Genomic DNA, 15,520 nt, shown 5'->3' on the forward strand with positions numbered 1-15,520 from the left:
TCCCGACGGCGGTCGCGCCATCGCCGACATCTGCCGAAAATCGAAATCCCCATAGCCATCGCCTGTGGCCCGCGGGTTCCTTCCTCGGGGACTTTCGTACGCCTGCCGGCGCCCGAAACTCTTCACGAGGGCGGACTGGCTGGTTCTGGCGTACGCGGAGCGAATAGCGGACATTTAAACCGATGGAGCTAGGTCCTGGATTGGACCCGAAGCCGTCACAGTCCCATTGCGAGGCAACTGCCGCGAACAAGCGGTAGGGAAGGTGGGACTCGCTCGTCAGTGGCGCTGCGGCAGGATCGCCAAGGCGTCGCGCGAGTCATACCTCAAGAAGCGTGATCTGTGGTATGATGGGCCGGAGAGGGCACGCTGGAAGCGCCGGTCCCTACCTGCCTCGGGTCTGCGGCTTGCGTGTCGCGAATCTTGACTGGGGCTCAACATGGAGCGGAAGCTCGCTGCCATCCTTGCCATCGATGTCGTAGGGTACTCGGCGCTCATGGAGGCGGATGAAGCGGGCACCTTCGATCGGCTGAAACGTGGCCGCAAAGAGCTGTTCGAGCCGGAAATCGAGACGCGACACGGGCGAATCTTCAAGCTGATGGGAGACGGCCTGCTGGCGGAGTTCGGCAGCGTGGTAGATGCGGTCGAATGCGCGGTCACGCTTCAGCGCGGCATGGCGGAACGTAATGCGAGCGTCGCCGAAGACCAGCGCTTCGAAGTCCGGATCGGAATCAACCTTGGGGAAGTGATCGTCGAAGGGGACGATCGCTATGGCGAGGGCGTGAATGTGGCGTCGCGCCTCCAACAACTCGCCGAGCCCGGTGGCATCTGCGTTTCGGAGAAGGTGTCCAAGGAGGTCAGGCAGAAGCTAGCGTTTGCGTTCGAGCCCATGGGCGAGCAGCGGGTGAAGAACATAGCCGAGCCGATATACTGCTATCGCGTGAACCTGCAGCTTCCGAGAGCGGCTCCGGTCGGGCGACTGGCATCGCTGGAATTGCCCGACAAGCCCTCAATCGCGGTTTTGCCTTTCACCAACATGAGCAACGATCCGGAGCAGGAAACCTTTGTCGACGGCTTGACCGAAGACCTGATCACCGACCTGTCTCGCTCAGCCGGCCTCTTCGTCATCGCGCGCAACTCGACCTTTGCTTACAAGGGGCGGTCGGTCGATGTGCGTTTGGCCGCGCGTGATCTTGGGGTGCGCTATGTGGTTGAAGGCAGCGCCCGGCGTGCTGCGGCGCGCGTGCGCATCAATGCGCAGTTGATCGACGCGATCGGCGGCGATCATATCTGGGCCGAGCGCTACGACAGCAGCCTCGAGGATATCTTTGCGGTGCAGGACGAGGTCACGGCCAAGATCGTCGAAGCCCTTGTCGGCCGATTGGCCGGACAGCCGGCGCGCAAACGGCCGACAAGTCTCGAAGCCTATGACCTCTGCGTGCGAGCCCGCGGCGTCAGTTTTCAGACCGGGTTAGGCGCGCGGGAAGCGCGCATGCTCCTGGAAAAGGCGATCGGACTCGATCCCGACTATGCCGAAGCACATAGCTTGCTGGCCCTCAATCTTTGGCTCGGCTGGCTGTTCTGGAACGAGCCGAAGGAAACCAACCAGCCTCGCGCACTGGCTGAAGCGCAGCGGGCTGTGGCGCTCGACCCTAACGATGCCGGGAACCGCTGGGGGCTGGGCATCATACTTGGTCACGAACGGCGATACGCGGAATCGGATGCCGAATTCGAGACGACCTTCAAGCTCGATCCCAATCATGCCGATGCCTGGGCGATGCGCTCGGATCTCATCACCTTGAGGGGCGACGCGGTCAAGGGCGTCGAATTCGTGAAGCGGGCTTTGCGGCTCAATCCGCACCCACCGGGGTGGTACTATTGGATGGCAGGCCAAGCCTACTATGCGCTCGGGGACTATCAATCCGCGGTCGAGGCTTTACGCAAACCGGAAACCTACCGCACCACGTCGCGGCGCATGCTGGCGGCAGCCCTCGCGCAGGTCGGGCGCCTGGATGAAGCCCGTCAGGAAGCGGAATTCTTCATGATGAGCAATCCCCATTTCAGCATCAGGCATTGGGCAACATCGCAGCCATTCGACGACGAGGAAGTGCTCCAGCGCTTCGTCGAAGGCTACCGCAAGGCTGGCCTTCCCGACTAAAGAGCGCATTGCTTTGGATCGCCGGCTTGCTCCCGTCAGGATATAGGCTCGTCTTTTGACTATGAGGGCAATGCCCGTGGGTTCCATCGATCAATGTCCGTTGAGGGCGCAAACGTCCCACCTTCGCCTGTTCGCTCAGATGTCTGCTATTGGGGTGCGGGTAGGGTCCACGCGACGACGAGATGCGGCGCAAAGCGGCCATACGTGACTCACCTATTGCTTTGAACCTCCGCCACGACGAAACCAGCTGAGAGTGTGCGTACCTCGCTCGGCGTCTGTGATGCAGGCGGATTGGGCGGTGAATTTTATAGCTGCGGGAGTAATTCGAAATCATGTCAATGGCGACAGCGGACTGGCTGGTTCAGGCTACGGATCTTTCAAAAGCGGACGTTCGGTTGAACGGGGACATAGTCGTGACCTGACCAAAATTAGCCCTTCGGCAGCAGCCGCGATCGGACGATAAACGACGCCGTGTTAGGAATGGCCCAAGCGACGTGGTGAGTTGATCGCTGCTGGCGCCGGCACTGCACGCTCGCATTCGAGGTAGGACTAGAATACGCTCGCCGCCCGGAGCTTCGACCTATGGAAGAGGCAGGACACAAGCATGGAGCGACGCCTCACCGCAATCCTTGCTGCCGACGTCGTCGGCTACAGCCGCCTCATGGGAGCCGACGAGGTTGGCACGCTTGCACAGCTGAAGAGGCTTCGCGCCGAAGTGATCGAGCCCAAGATCACAGAGTCCCACGGACGCATCGTCGGTTCCGCTGGCGACAGCCTTCTTGTCGAATTCGCCAGCGCAGTCCACGCGGTGCAGTGTGCGGTCGAAGCCCAGGAGGGATTGGCTGCTCACAATGCAAGTTTGCCCGAAGACAAGCGCATGACTTTCCGTATGGGCGTGAATCTGAGCGACGTGATTGCCGAGGACGATACAATCTACGGTGATGGTGTGAACATCGCCGCGCGGCTCGAGAAGCTTGCAGAACCTGGCGGCGTCTGCGTCGCGAGCAACGTCTACGAGCAGGTCAAGGGCAAACTAGACTATGCCTACACCGACCTCGGTAGCCATCAGGTCCACAACATCGTGGAGGCGGTGCGCGCCTATCAGGTCAGTCGAGCAAAACCAACTTCGGTATTCTCGACAAGGGAGAGGCTGACGCTTCCCGAAAAACCGTCCATTGCGGTCTTGCCATTCGACAACCTCAGTGGCGACCCCGAGCAGGGCTACTTCGCTGACGGCATGGTGGAGGAGATCATCACCGCGCTGTCCCGGACGCGCTGGCTGTTCGTCATCGCGCGCAACTCGAGCTTTACTTACAAGGGCCGGGCAGTGGACATTAAGCAGGTCGGGCGCGAGCTTGGTGTGCGCTATGTGCTTGAAGGGAGCGTGCGCAAGGCGGCGAGCAGGGTGCGCATTACCGGGCAGCTTATCGATGCGGCAACGGGTGCACATCTATGGGCCGACCGTTTCGACGGCGGGCTGGAGGACGTTTTTGACCTGCAGGAGGAAGTGACCCGGAGCGTCGTCGGAGCGATCGCTCCGAAGCTGGAACAGGCAGAGATCGAGCGGGCCAAGCGCAAACCGACCGAGCACCTTGACGCTTACGACTATTATCTGCGCGGGATAGCAAGCCTCCACCAGTTGACCAGGGAATCCAACGCAACCGCCCTTCAGTTGTTTTACAAGGCCATCGAACTCGACCCTGAATTCGCCTCGGCATACGGCATGGCCGCGTGGTGTGCCGTCATGCGCAAGGCGAACGGCTGGATGGCCGATCATGAGCAGGAAACCGTCGAGACAGAACGCCTGGCTCTGAAGGCAGTGGATTTGGGCAGGGATGACGGGGTTGCGCTCTCACTCGGCGGGCACGCGCTCGCGTATGTCGTGGGCGACAACAATAGCGGGGCAGCGTTCATTGATCGCGCGCTCGCGCTCAATCCGAACCTGGCTACCGCGTGGCTATTCAGCGGCTGGGTCAGAGTCGACCTCGGCGATACGGAAACCGCTCTCCAGCACCTCGCGACTGCGATACGCATGAGCCCGGTCGACCCGCTCATGTTCGATATGCAGAATGCGGTTGCAGTGGCTCATCTCTTCGCTGGTCGATTTGAGGAGGCATCATCTTGGGCCGAAAGGTCGTTGCGGGAAAAGCCGGACTTTTTGGGGTCGTTGCGCTATGCGGCTGCAAGCTATGCTCACGCCTGCCGAACCGAGGACGCGCAAAAGGTGGTGAGCCGAATTCTCGCCCTCGATCCTGGCCAACGAATTTCCAATCTCGCCGACGTCGTTTCAGCCGTCCCAGCCCATATGGCTCTGCTTGCAGAAGGTTTGCGAAAGGCGGGGCTGCCGGAATAGCGCTGCCAGGCTGGCGCATCGATCGTGAGTTGGGAACGCACCGAGCGGGGGGCAGATTCGGCGCGGATCACCTTGAGGCAGGGAGTCCGACACAGGACCATCCCGACGGAGACTCCCCGTCAAGCGCCTCTGGACACCATGGCAGGCATTGCCTCTCCGGCCGGTCCGCCCCCATCGCCCAATCGCGCTACTGTTTCACCGAGGTCGATGTGCCCCAGGTGTCCGACAGCACATAGCCTTGCGGATAGGGATCCGTCGGATCGAGATAGTAGCTGTGCTCGCCCGTGATCCAGGCGCGGCCGGTGATCTGCGGAACGATCGCCTTGCGTCCAGCAACCTCGGCCAGTTCGAGAATCCTGCCGGTGAAACGTGAGCCGATGATCGATTCATGGATCAGAACGTCGCCGACGTTCATCAGGCCCCGGGCCTGCAGCACGGCCATGCGGGCCGACGTGCCGGTTCCGGTCGGGCTGCGGTCGGAGCGTCCGGGCGAGACGATGCAGGTGTTGCGCGTGACGTTGCCCGGCCCCTGGAACGGCATGGCGAACTGCACGATCGACACACCGCGCACATTGTCGAATTCCGGATGCACGACATCGAGCTGCTCGCGCGCGGCGCGGCGGACCTTCTCGCCGGTAACCGCCAATTCCCGGGCCTCGTCGGGTGTGACCGAGAAGCCGAGCGCGGCTGCGTCGACGATCGCGTAGAACATCCCGCCATAGGCGATGTCGACCTTCAGCGTGCCGAGCCCTTCCACCTCGATATTGGCATCGAGGCGTTCGGCGAAGGCCGGCGCGTTGCGCAAGGTGATCGACAGGCACTTGCCGTCGCGGCATTCGGCACGCACTTCGATGACGCCGCCCGGCATGTCGAGCTTGAAGCGCGTCTCGGGCTCGTTCATCGGCACCATGCCGGTCTCGAGCAGCACAGTGGCGACGCAGATCGTGTTGGAGCCGGACATCGGCGGATATTCCGTCGGCTCCATGATGATTGCGCCGGCGACGCAATCCTCGCGCGTCGAGGGGACCAGGAGATTGACGTGCCGGGCAACGCTGCCGCGCGGCTCGCAGATCAGCATGCGCCTTATATGGTCGTGATCGCGCTCCATCGCGATCATCTTTTCCATCATAGTGCGGCCCGCCGGCGGCAGGACGCCGCCCACGATGACATCGCCGATCTCACCCTCGGCATGGCAGCCGACGACGCGAATGCTGGATCTGGTGCGCATTGTTTCTCCCTGCCGACCGCGACTATCCGCTTGGCAAGCGGTACCGCTCCGGGACAAACTGATCAATCTGCATGCTGATCAATCTGTATGCCAGGCTCAAGGAGAATCCGAATGAACGCCACTGTCTTCTCCGGCTGCATGCCGGCGCTGATGACGCCTTGCACCAACGACCGTCAGCCCGACTTCGAGGCGCTCGCGCGTAAGGGACGCGAGCTGATCGCCGCCGGCATGTCGGCGGTCGTCTATTGCGGATCCATGGGCGATTGGCCGCTGCTGAGCGACGAGCAGCGCATGGAAGGCGTCGAGCGGCTGGTGAAGGCCGGCGTGCCGGTGATCGTCGGCACCGGCGCGGTCAACACCGCCAGCGCCGTGGCCCATGCCGCGCACGCCCAGAAAGTTGGCGCGCGCGGCCTGATGGTGATCCCACGCGTCTTGTCGCGCGGACCCTCGGTGACGGCGCAGCGCCACCACTTCAAGGCCATCCTCGCCGCCGCCCCCGACCTGCCGGCGGTCATCTACAACAGCCCCTATTACGGTTTTGCCACGCGCGCCGATCTCTTCTTCGCGCTGCGCGCCGAACATCCGAACCTGGTTGGCTTCAAGGAATTCGGCGGCCCGTCGGACCTGCGCTATGCGGCGGAAAACATCACCAGCCGTGACGATGAAGTCGCGCTCATGATCGGCGTCGACACCGCCGTCTTCCATGGCTTCGTCAATTGCGGCGCCTCGGGCGCCATCACCGGCATCGGCAACGTGCTGCCCAAGGAGGTGCTGCATCTCGTCGGCCTCAGCCAAGCGGCGGCGAAGGGCGATGCCGAAGCGCGCCGGCTGGCGCTGGAGCTGGACGCCGCGCTTGCCGTGCTGTCCTCCTTCGACGAGGGTCCGGACCTGGTGCTCTATTTCAAGCACATGATGGTTTTGAAGGGGAATCCCGAGTACCGGCTGCATTTCAACGAAACGGACGCGCTGAGCGACAGCCAGCGCGGCTATGCCGAGCAGCAGATCAAGCTCTTCGACGCCTGGTACGCGCAGTGGTCGAGGCAGCCCGGCGTGGTGGCGAGATACGCTGCCTGACCGGCCGGCATGGCGGCGGAAGCTTCCTAAGCCACAACGCTCCCTCCGCCGTCAAATTGGAACTGGCTTGTCCTGCTGCCCTGCCGGCAAACCTCTCGCGATCTGGACGGATCGCCAGGATCGGCGAGTGCCTTCGAAAGCAGCGACAGCATCGGCTTCGCCCGACGTCCCGCCTTCCGTTTCACAAGCGAGGAGCTCGGCGTCTTATGACGCGAGGGTCCGGTGTTGCGAAGGCTCAGGATAGTCAAAAAAGTACCAATGACGGCACCGGAACATAGTGGCGCCGGTTTCGTCGGCTCAGTAGTCTGGCTGGCATGAGGCCGATGAGGGGAGCGCGTCGGCGAGGCGATCGCGCTGATGGCCTCGACACGGGAGGAACAGCGATGAAACCTGATCTCGAGCTTGTGCAGATCAGGCCGGGCGAATCTTTCACCGCCTGGTCGCACGGCTATCCGTTCCGCACGGTGCGCTGGCATTTCCACCCGGAATACGAGCTGCACCTCATCGTCGCCACCCGCGGCCGCTATTTCGTCGGCGACTTCATCGGCGAGTTCGAGCCGGGCAATCTCGTGCTGACCGGCCCCAACCTGCCGCACAATTGGGTGAGCGATGTGCCGAAGGACGCGACGGTGCCGCTGCGCTGCCGTATCATCCAGTTCAACGAGGGCTTCATCGACGGCGCCATCAACACCTTCCCCGAGCTCGCGGCGCTGACGCCGGTGTTGGAGGCCTCGCGCCGCGGCGTGCAGTTCAGCCGGCAGACCAGCCGGCAGCTCGCGCCGTTGATGGAAGAGATCATGAATTCGCAAGGCGTGCGCCGCATCGAGCTGTTCATGATGATGATGGGCCTGCTCAGCCGTGCCGAGGGCGCGCGCATGCTCGCCAGCGCAAGCTATCTGCCGGACCCGTCGGGCTACATGTCGGCCGGCATCAACAAGGCGCTTGCCTATCTGCGCGAGAACCTGACCCAGCCCTTCAGTGAGACCGATCTCGCCGGCATCGCAGGCCAGTCGCCCAGCGTCTTCTCGCGCTCCTTCCGCCAGCACACCGGCATGACCTTGGTGCAGTATGTGAAACGGCTGCGCATCAACCTGGCCTGCCAGATGCTGATGAGCGACGAGCTGGCCCCGATCACCAGCATCTGCTTCGAGGTCGGCTACAACACCCTTTCCAACTTCAACCGGCAGTTCCTCGCCGAAAAGGGCATGACGCCCTCGCATTTCCGGCGGCTGACGCTGCACAACATCAACCTGGCGAAAGCGGCCTAGGCGCCAGGCCGCGCGGCTCACCCAGTAATGACCTCCAAGCACATCGGCGCAACCGGCCGCGGAGTTGAATGATGAGCAGCCATTTCATCGGCATCGACATCGGCACCGGCAGTGCCCGCGCCGGCGTCTTTGATGAAGCCGGCGCCATGCTTGCATCCGCCAAGGCCGATATCGCCATCTGGCACGCCGAAGGCCATATCGTCGAGCAATCGAGCAACGACATCTGGCGCGCCGTTGCGGCCGCTGTCCGCGAGGCGGTGTCGCTCGCCGGCATTTCCGCGCAATCGGTACATGGCATTGGCTTCGACGCGACCTGCTCGCTTGTCGTTCTGGGACGAGGCGGCGCGCCGCTAACGGTGAGCCTGTCTGGCGATCCGGAGCGCAACATCATCGTCTGGATGGATCACCGCGCCACCGAGCAGGCGCGCCGCATCAACGACACCGGCGAAGATGTGCTCACCTATGTCGGCGGCGCCATCTCTCCGGAGATGGAAACGCCGAAGCTCCTGTGGCTCGCCGAGAACATGCCGCGGACTTTCGCTGACGCCTGGCAGTTCATGGACCTCGCCGATTTCCTGACCTGGCGGGCGACCGGCGGCCTGGCGCGCTCGACCTGCACGGTAACCTGCAAATGGACCTATCTCGCGCATGAGGCGCGATGGGACGACGCCTATTTCCGTAAAGTGGGGCTGGGCGCGCTGGCGGACGAGAAATTCGAGCGCATCGGCACCGAGATCGTGGCGCCCGGGAGCGCTCTCGCCAACGGCCTGACGAACGAGGCGGCGGCCGAGCTTGGCCTTTTGCCTGGAACGCCGGTCGCTGCCGGCATGATCGACGCCCACGCCGGCGGCATCGGTTCGGTCGGCGCGCGCGGCGCCGGCAGCGCGACGACGCGCATGGCCTATGTCTTCGGCACCTCCGCCTGCACCATGACGACGACCGAGCAGGCCGCCTTCGTGCCTGGCGTGTGGGGGCCTTATTTCTCCGCCATGGTGCCGGGCCTGTGGCTGAACGAAGGCGGCCAGTCGGCGGCCGGCGCCGCCATCGACCGCCTGGTCGGCATGCACCCAGCCGCTGCCGAGCTTGCCGGCGTCGCGGCGCGAAACGGCCAGAGCCTCAGCCAATGGCTGGCGCGGGAGGCTGAACAGCGAGGCGGCGCATCCAGGGCCGACAAGCTCATCGGCGGCCTGCACGTCGTTCCCGAGTTTCTCGGCAATCGCGCCCCCTTGGCCAATCCCGACGCGCGCGGGCTGATCGCCGGCCTGGACATGGCGACCGGCGCCGACAGCCTCGTCGCGCTTTATCTCGCCGGCCTCTGCGGCCTCGGCTACGGCGCCCGGCAGATCCTCGAAGCCATGCGCGCCTGCGGCATCACGATCGACACGATCGCCATCAGCGGCGGCGCGGGACAGAGCCCGCTGGTGCGGCAGCTCATCGCCGACACCACCGGCAAGCTGGTCTACGCGCCGACGTCGCCAGAGCCGGTGCTGCTCGGCTCGGCAATGCTCGGCGCCGTTGCCGCCGGCCGTCATCCCGACCTTCCGGCGGCCATGGCGGCGATGTCGGAGGTGGGCGAGATCTATTCGCCCAACTCCTCGCTTGCCTCCTGGCACGACAGGCGCTTCGCGGCGTTCGAACGCCTGCAGGCCGCGGCGCTGTCGGTGTTGACTGCCTGATCTTCCATTGGCGGTTATGCGCCGGGAACCATCGCCCGGCGCAGGGGTTGTGTCGTCAGACTTCGAGACAAGGAAGGTGAGACAAGGAAGGTGAGACGATGCGGACGTTGACGATGATGCTTGCGCTTTCAACCTTTGCCTTGGCGCAGCCGGTGTCCGCACAGCACGCCGATCCGCAGCCGCCCCAGGCTTTGCCGCCGGTTGAGCAGCCCCTGCCCGACCAGCCGCCGCCCGATCCGGGAAATTCCGGTCAGAACGTGACCAATGTCGTGGTGGTGGCGATCGAGGACCTGCCCGCGGAGATCAAGGCCCAGGCTGAAGCCGTGGTCACCAGGACGACTGCCAAGGACCTGGCCAGGCTGCAGAATTCGGTCGACGCCTCGCCTGAAGCCGTATCGGTCCTGCGCGCGAATGGACTGAATTCCTCGCAGGTCGTCGCCGCCAACATCGATGGCGACGGCACGCTGACGCTGATCATCCAGACCACGACTTGATCGGCCCCAGATCGGTTCAGCGCACCGGCCGAGGCAAAACCAGATTTCGCTGAGGGGCCGCTATGGCCGAAACCGCCGTCCGCAATTTCACCCTCAACTTCGGGCCGCAGCACCCGTCGGCGCATGGCGTGCTCAGGCTGGTGCTGGAGTTGGACGGCGAGATCGTCGACCGCGCCGATCCGCATATCGGCCTGCTCCACCGCGGCACCGAGAAGCTGATCGAATACAAGAGCTACCTGCAGGCCCTGCCCTATTTCGACCGGCTCGACTATGTGGCGCCGATGAACCAGGAGCATGCCTTCTGCCTCGCCACCGAGAAGCTGCTCGAAATTTCTGTTCCCCGGCGTGGGCAGCTCATCCGCGTCCTGTTTTGCGAGATCGGCCGGCTGTTGTCGCATCTGCTCAACGTCACCACGCAGGCCATGGATATCGGCGCACTGACGCCGCCGCTCTGGGGCTTCGCCGAGCGCGAGAAGCTGATGGTCTTCTATGAACGCGCGTCCGGCGCCCGTATGCACGCCAACTATTTCAGGGTCGGCGGCGTGCATCAGGATCTGCCGGGGCAGCTGCTCGACGACATCTGGGACTTCTGCGATCCGTTCTTGAAGGTCTGCGACAATCTCGAAGGCCTGCTGACCGGGAGCCGCATCTTCAAGCAGCGCAACGTCGATGTCGGCGTGATCTCGCTCGACGATGCCTGGGCCTGGGGTTTCTCCGGCCCGATGGTGCGCGGGTCGGGCGCCGCATGGGATCTGCGCAAGGCGCAGCCTTATGAGTGCTACCCTGAGATGGAGTTCGACATCCCGATCGGCAAGCACGGCGACTGCTACGACCGCTATCTCGTGCGCATGGAGGAGATGCGGCAGTCGGTGCGGATCATGAGGCAGTGCCTTGAAAGGCTGCGCTCGGCCGACGGGCAGGGGCCGGTCGCCGTGGCAGACCGGAAGATCACGCCGCCGCGGCGCGCCACCATGAAGCGCTCGATGGAAGCGATGATCCAGCATTTCAAGCTCTACACCGAAGGGCACCGCGTGCCGGCTGGCGAGGTCTACGCCGCGGTGGAGGCGCCGAAAGGGGAATTCGGCGTGTATCTGGTCTCGGACGGCAGCAACGTTCCATACCGCTGCAAGATACGTGCGCCGTCCTTCGCCCACCTCCAGGCGATGGACTATCTGTCGCGCGGGCACATGATCGCCGATGTCGCGGCCATCATCGGATCCCTGGACATCGTATTCGGCGAGATCGATCGCTGACTGACGGCGCGCCAAACCTCATCTCTCGACGGCTGGGGAGAAGCAGGCAACCCCCCGTCTCCGATCAAGTCCGATATGGAAGCTTTTGCCGCGGCTCTGACAGCCGCGGCAATCGCCTCAGTGCATGAACACCCCTCTCAGCCAGGCCAAGATGCCCGAGCCTGGAGAGATGGCCGCGCGGACGCGGGACGCCGCCCAGCGTGCCGGCAGGCTGGCGCCGACATGGCAGTGGCAGACGACCTCGTGCAGCTGCCAGTCGCTGAGTTCGAAGAAGCGCTTCGCTTCGCCGTAAGTGTCGTCCCGAAGGCCCTGCGCACGGAAGATCGGGTCTTCGAAAGCGACGGTGATCGGCGAACCGGCGGAGCGCATTTTCTCGCGCACGTCGGGAGTCGTGTATTCTGTGCCCGCAAGCGCCACGAGGCGCCGGCCGGGATCCTGCTCGAGAAGTTGCGCCCAGCGTTCGAGGCGCTGGCCTCGACTGGCGATGAGAACCGCTGCTTCAGCATGAACGTCGGCAACGGCATTGAGTTGGTCTACGGTTTGGTGCTTCAAGGCCGCCTCCTATGTCGGCAGATGATCACCCGCCCCGCAACGGAACTAAGGCGCTGCATGGCGCCGGCAAGGGCGAAATGGGCGACGGAAAATCATTTGATCGTCATTCGTGCCCGGCGGCGCCGAAACGCGACGAAGATCAATGCGGAACCATCCCGAGTCGCTACCGTTCTGCCCAGCGTAGCCGCCGGTCGGGTGCTCGATGAGTGCCGGGGCGATCATCCATCATGTTCTGGTCAGGCAGACATCCGGTTGCCGGAAACCGCATCACGCCGACAGTTCGCAGCGCAACGAGGGAAGTCAATTGATGGCCATTCTCCCCAATCCCGACCCGACGCCGACGCCGGTCCCCACGCCGCCGCCTTTTCCCGACCCGAAGCCGTTGCGCGAACCCGATCCGGAGAGGATGCCGGACGAGGAATCCTTCCCCAATCCGGATGAGAACGACGTGCCGCCCAAGCACTCGAGGGCAGGCCCGCTTCGATGCTAGTCGAAATGGCCGGCCGGCGGCGCCTCGGGCAGCCCTCCGTCCTAGGTGGCTGCTCGAAGCGATAACGCACAGCGCCATAGACCGCATGGGCGGCGTGACCGCATCTTCATGATCTGACGGCGAGCAGGAAATGCAGTCCGAGCCAACCAAGCGGACCGCCTTCTATGCGCTCGAAGCCGGCTGCCGCCATCGGTTCGCGAAGGCGATGCAGATCGAACTGGCCATGCATGCCGTGCTTTGCCGACATGTGCCCGCGCTCGCTCACGGGGCCGGCATAGTCGATCAGCAACAGCCGCCCGCCGGGAGGCAGGACGCGCGCGGCCTCGCGCAGGCAAAGGCCGCGCCGCGCCTCCGGCACCATGTGCAGCACCGTCGTGAAAGTGACGGCGTCGAAGCGACCGTCCTCGAACGGCAGTTCGGCCGCATCGGCATGGTGAAACGCGATGTCGAGACCCGCCCGGCTTGCCTTGCGGCGAGCGACGGCAAGCATCTTTTCGGAAACGTCGACGCCAACCACCGATCCGCCGGGCCCAACGCGGCGCCAGGCCGCGATCGCCTGCGTGCCGGTGCCGCATCCGACGTCCAGCAGGTGGAAGCCCGGCGCCAGGCCTGTCAGATCGAGCAGAGCCTCGCGATAGGCCCGGTCGCGCCCACGGGTCAGCATGAGGACCAGCAGGTCGTAGAGACGCGGAAAGCCGATGCCCTTGTTGGCATCCGGGCCGATTGCCGCCCCGGCATTGCGCGCTTCGCTTCGCATATGGTGCATGCTTGTCCATCCTTTCTTCAACAGCGCCAAAGGCCAGTGCCCGCGAACGCCGGAACAGCGGCTGTCGGCTCGTGAAACTTCGAAACAGTCGGTATAATAATGGACATGCTGTCCGGGATTTCGACAGACGATGCAGGCAAAATGTCCGTTAGTGGACAATCCAGGCCTGCCGTTCTGGAAAACGCGCCGGAAGCGGCGCTCCGTCAGTGTGGAAGGGCGTAGGAGGAGTGATCCATGCCACGGGATATCGATCGGCGGGCCGCCCGTACGCGCAAAGCGCTTCATCAGGCGCTGCTGACGCTCATGCTGCGCAAGGGCTACGAGGCTCTATCCGTGCAGGACATCATCGATGAAGCCGATGTCGGCCGCTCAACCTTCTACGCCCACTATACCGGCAAGGAGGACCTCTTGCGCAGCGGTTTCCAGATGCTTCGACAGGAGCTCAAGGAGGCACAATCGACGGTACGTGCGGGAGCCGAAGCATCACACGGCGATCCGCTTGGCTTCAGCACGGCCATGTTCGATCATGCCGCCCGGTATGCCGACCACTATCGGACGATGATCGGCGGGCGAGGCGGTGCGGTGACGGAGAACGAGATCCGCCTGATCCTGTCGGAAATGGTGCGGCAGGAACTGCCCGCTACCCTTCACGGCGACGCCGCCCCGCGCGACTTCGTCGTGCAATTCATCGTCGGCGCCTTTCTTACGGCGCTGAACTGGTGGTTCGAGCGGAAGCCGAAACTGTCGCCGTCCCAGGTCGACGCCATGTTCCGCAGCCTGGTGCTCCACGGGCTGTCATCCTCTATCGGTGGCGACCGCCGACCGTCGGCGGATTAGCATGCCATACATTGCGGGGCGGACCGACTGAACTGAAGGATCCGGCCGCGCTTCACCCAAACCGCGCTGCCGTCCAATCTCCCCCTGCCGCGTTCGACTCCACCGCCGCCGCGACGAACTTCACGCCGCGCGCGCCGTCGACAACGTCGGGCACCTGCGCCACGCGCGCCGCATCGACAGTTCCGCCCGAACGATGCGCGCGGATGATGTCGGCGGCGTCGCGGTAGAAATTGGCGAAAGCCTCGATGTAGCCTTCCGGATGCGCGGCCGGCATGCGGGACACGCGCCGGGCTTCGGCAGTCGAGCCGTGGCCGCCGCGCACCAGCGTGCGCGTCTCTTCGCCATAGGGCGAGAAGCGCAGTTCCTCCGGCCGCGCGCCCGACCATTCGAGCCCAGCCTTCTCGCCATAGATGCGCACCGAAAGGTCATTGTAGTGGCCCGGCGAGGTCTGGCTGGCGAGAATGGTGCCGCGCGCGCCGCCGGTCCAGCGCACCAAGACATGCGCATTGTCGTCGAGCCGCCGTCCGGGCACGGCGGTGAAAAGGTCGGCTGAAACCGCCTCGGCCTCGAAGCCGGAAATGAAGCTGGCCAGGTTGAAGGCATGCACGCCGATATCGGCGAGCACCGCCGATTGCCCGGCGCGCACCGGATCGGTGCGCCACTCGGCCTGCTTCTGGCCTTGCGCGTCGATCGGCTGCGTCAGCCAGTCCTGGATGTAGCCGCCATGCACCGAAACGATGCGCCCGAGTTCGCCTGCCGCCACCATCTCGCGCGCCTGCCGCACCATGGCGTAGCCGGTGTTGTTGAGCGTGACGACGAAGCGGCGCTTCCTCGCTCTTGTCAGCGACACCAGCGCTTCGGCCTCGGCAAGCGTTGTCGACAGCGGCTTGTCGCAGATGACGTCGATGCCGGCCTCGAGGAAGGCGGTCGCGATCGGCGCATGCAGATGGTTTGGCGTGACGATGACGACCGCCTCGATGCCGTCGGGGCGAGCCGCTTCCGCCTTTGCCATGGCGCGATAGTCGGCATAGCTGCGCTCCGGCGCGATGCCGATCTCGGTCGCCGATGCGGCGGCGTTTTCCGGGTCCGAGGACAGCGCGCCGGCCACCAACGCGATCTGGTCGTCGAGCCGCATGGCCAGCCGGTGCACGGCGCCGATAAAGGCGTTGCGCCCTCCACCAACCATGCCGACCGCCAGTCGTTTGCGCTTCGATCCGTCAGCCGTTGCATAGACCATGGTTGCGATTATCCTCTTCTGAATGGCGATCCGGTACGGCAGTCGTCGCGGGGGGCTTTGCCAGACGCCGACTACCATATTTTCGAATGATATTTCTATTTTTTGTTTTGTAAAATTCTTGTGCCGCGTTAGCTTTT

13 protein-coding genes are annotated in these 15,520 nt (G+C 64.1%); 9 read left to right on the forward strand and 4 right to left on the reverse strand.

Annotated features, from left to right (window positions below):
• Nucleotides 1–436: 436 nt before the first annotated feature.
• Together EN853_RS15295 and EN853_RS15300 are read left to right on the forward strand one after the other, a co-directional pair.
• The gene (locus tag EN853_RS15295; RefSeq protein WP_127860599.1) at nucleotides 437–2,155 is read left to right on the forward strand and encodes an adenylate/guanylate cyclase domain-containing protein; all 1,719 of its coding nucleotides are present in this window, start codon (nucleotides 437–439) and stop codon (nucleotides 2,153–2,155) included.
• Between the two features lie 604 nt (nucleotides 2,156–2,759).
• Nucleotides 2,760–4,508, forward strand: coding sequence for a tetratricopeptide repeat protein (locus EN853_RS15300; RefSeq protein WP_127860600.1), 1,749 nt, complete (start codon nucleotides 2,760–2,762; stop codon nucleotides 4,506–4,508).
• Between the two features lie 187 nt (nucleotides 4,509–4,695).
• On the opposite strand, the gene EN853_RS15305 is transcribed toward EN853_RS15300, so the two are convergent.
• Nucleotides 4,696–5,736 (reverse strand): proline racemase family protein, encoded by a 1,041-nt coding sequence (locus EN853_RS15305; RefSeq protein WP_127860601.1) that lies wholly within the window; start codon nucleotides 5,734–5,736, stop codon nucleotides 4,696–4,698.
• Between the two features lie 111 nt (nucleotides 5,737–5,847).
• On the opposite strand from EN853_RS15305, the gene EN853_RS15310 reads away from it, so the two are divergent.
• The 5 genes from EN853_RS15310 (at nucleotide 5,848) to EN853_RS15330 (ending at nucleotide 11,501) form a co-directional block, all read left to right on the forward strand.
• The gene (locus tag EN853_RS15310; RefSeq protein WP_127860602.1) at nucleotides 5,848–6,810 is read left to right on the forward strand and encodes a dihydrodipicolinate synthase family protein; all 963 of its coding nucleotides are present in this window, start codon (nucleotides 5,848–5,850) and stop codon (nucleotides 6,808–6,810) included.
• Nucleotides 6,811–7,193: 383 nt separating this feature from the next.
• On the forward strand, nucleotides 7,194–8,078 hold the full coding sequence (locus EN853_RS15315) for an AraC family transcriptional regulator (protein ID WP_127860603.1): 885 nt from the start codon (nucleotides 7,194–7,196) through the stop codon (nucleotides 8,076–8,078).
• A gap of 71 nt (nucleotides 8,079–8,149) precedes the next feature.
• Nucleotides 8,150–9,754 carry an FGGY-family carbohydrate kinase gene (locus EN853_RS15320; RefSeq protein ID WP_127860604.1) on the forward strand — a complete coding sequence of 535 codons (1,605 nt, stop codon included), beginning with the start codon at nucleotides 8,150–8,152 and terminating at the stop codon, nucleotides 9,752–9,754.
• A gap of 98 nt (nucleotides 9,755–9,852) precedes the next feature.
• Complete coding sequence (locus tag EN853_RS15325; protein ID WP_127860605.1) at nucleotides 9,853–10,248, forward strand: hypothetical protein; 396 nt, start codon at nucleotides 9,853–9,855, stop codon at nucleotides 10,246–10,248.
• A 62-nt stretch (nucleotides 10,249–10,310) separates the two neighbouring features.
• Complete coding sequence (locus tag EN853_RS15330) at nucleotides 10,311–11,501, forward strand: NADH-quinone oxidoreductase subunit D (RefSeq protein ID WP_127860606.1); 1,191 nt, start codon at nucleotides 10,311–10,313, stop codon at nucleotides 11,499–11,501.
• 117 nt (nucleotides 11,502–11,618) lie between these two features.
• Here the strand turns inward: EN853_RS15330 and EN853_RS15335 are convergent, their stop codons facing one another.
• On the reverse strand, nucleotides 11,619–12,053 hold the full coding sequence (locus EN853_RS15335; RefSeq protein ID WP_127860607.1) for a hypothetical protein: 435 nt from the start codon (nucleotides 12,051–12,053) through the stop codon (nucleotides 11,619–11,621).
• Between the two features lie 307 nt (nucleotides 12,054–12,360).
• On the opposite strand from EN853_RS15335, the gene EN853_RS15340 reads away from it, so the two are divergent.
• Nucleotides 12,361–12,543 (forward strand): hypothetical protein, encoded by a 183-nt coding sequence (locus EN853_RS15340; RefSeq protein WP_127860608.1) that lies wholly within the window; start codon nucleotides 12,361–12,363, stop codon nucleotides 12,541–12,543.
• A gap of 106 nt (nucleotides 12,544–12,649) precedes the next feature.
• On the opposite strand, the gene EN853_RS15345 is transcribed toward EN853_RS15340, so the two are convergent.
• Nucleotides 12,650–13,309, reverse strand: a complete 660-nt coding sequence (locus EN853_RS15345; protein WP_168247753.1) for a methyltransferase domain-containing protein — start codon at nucleotides 13,307–13,309, stop codon at nucleotides 12,650–12,652.
• A gap of 234 nt (nucleotides 13,310–13,543) precedes the next feature.
• Between EN853_RS15345 and EN853_RS15350 the strand changes: the two genes are divergently transcribed.
• The gene (locus tag EN853_RS15350; protein ID WP_127860610.1) at nucleotides 13,544–14,146 is read left to right on the forward strand and encodes a TetR/AcrR family transcriptional regulator; all 603 of its coding nucleotides are present in this window, start codon (nucleotides 13,544–13,546) and stop codon (nucleotides 14,144–14,146) included.
• A 52-nt stretch (nucleotides 14,147–14,198) separates the two neighbouring features.
• Here EN853_RS15350 and EN853_RS15355 read toward each other — a convergent pair whose 3' ends face one another.
• Nucleotides 14,199–15,383, reverse strand: a complete 1,185-nt coding sequence (locus EN853_RS15355) for a Gfo/Idh/MocA family oxidoreductase (RefSeq protein WP_127860611.1) — start codon at nucleotides 15,381–15,383, stop codon at nucleotides 14,199–14,201.
• Nucleotides 15,384–15,520 lie beyond the last annotated feature (137 nt).

The sequence above is a fragment of the Mesorhizobium sp. M1C.F.Ca.ET.210.01.1.1 genome, assembly GCF_004791585.1.
Classification (GTDB): Bacteria; Pseudomonadota; Alphaproteobacteria; order Rhizobiales; family Rhizobiaceae; genus Mesorhizobium.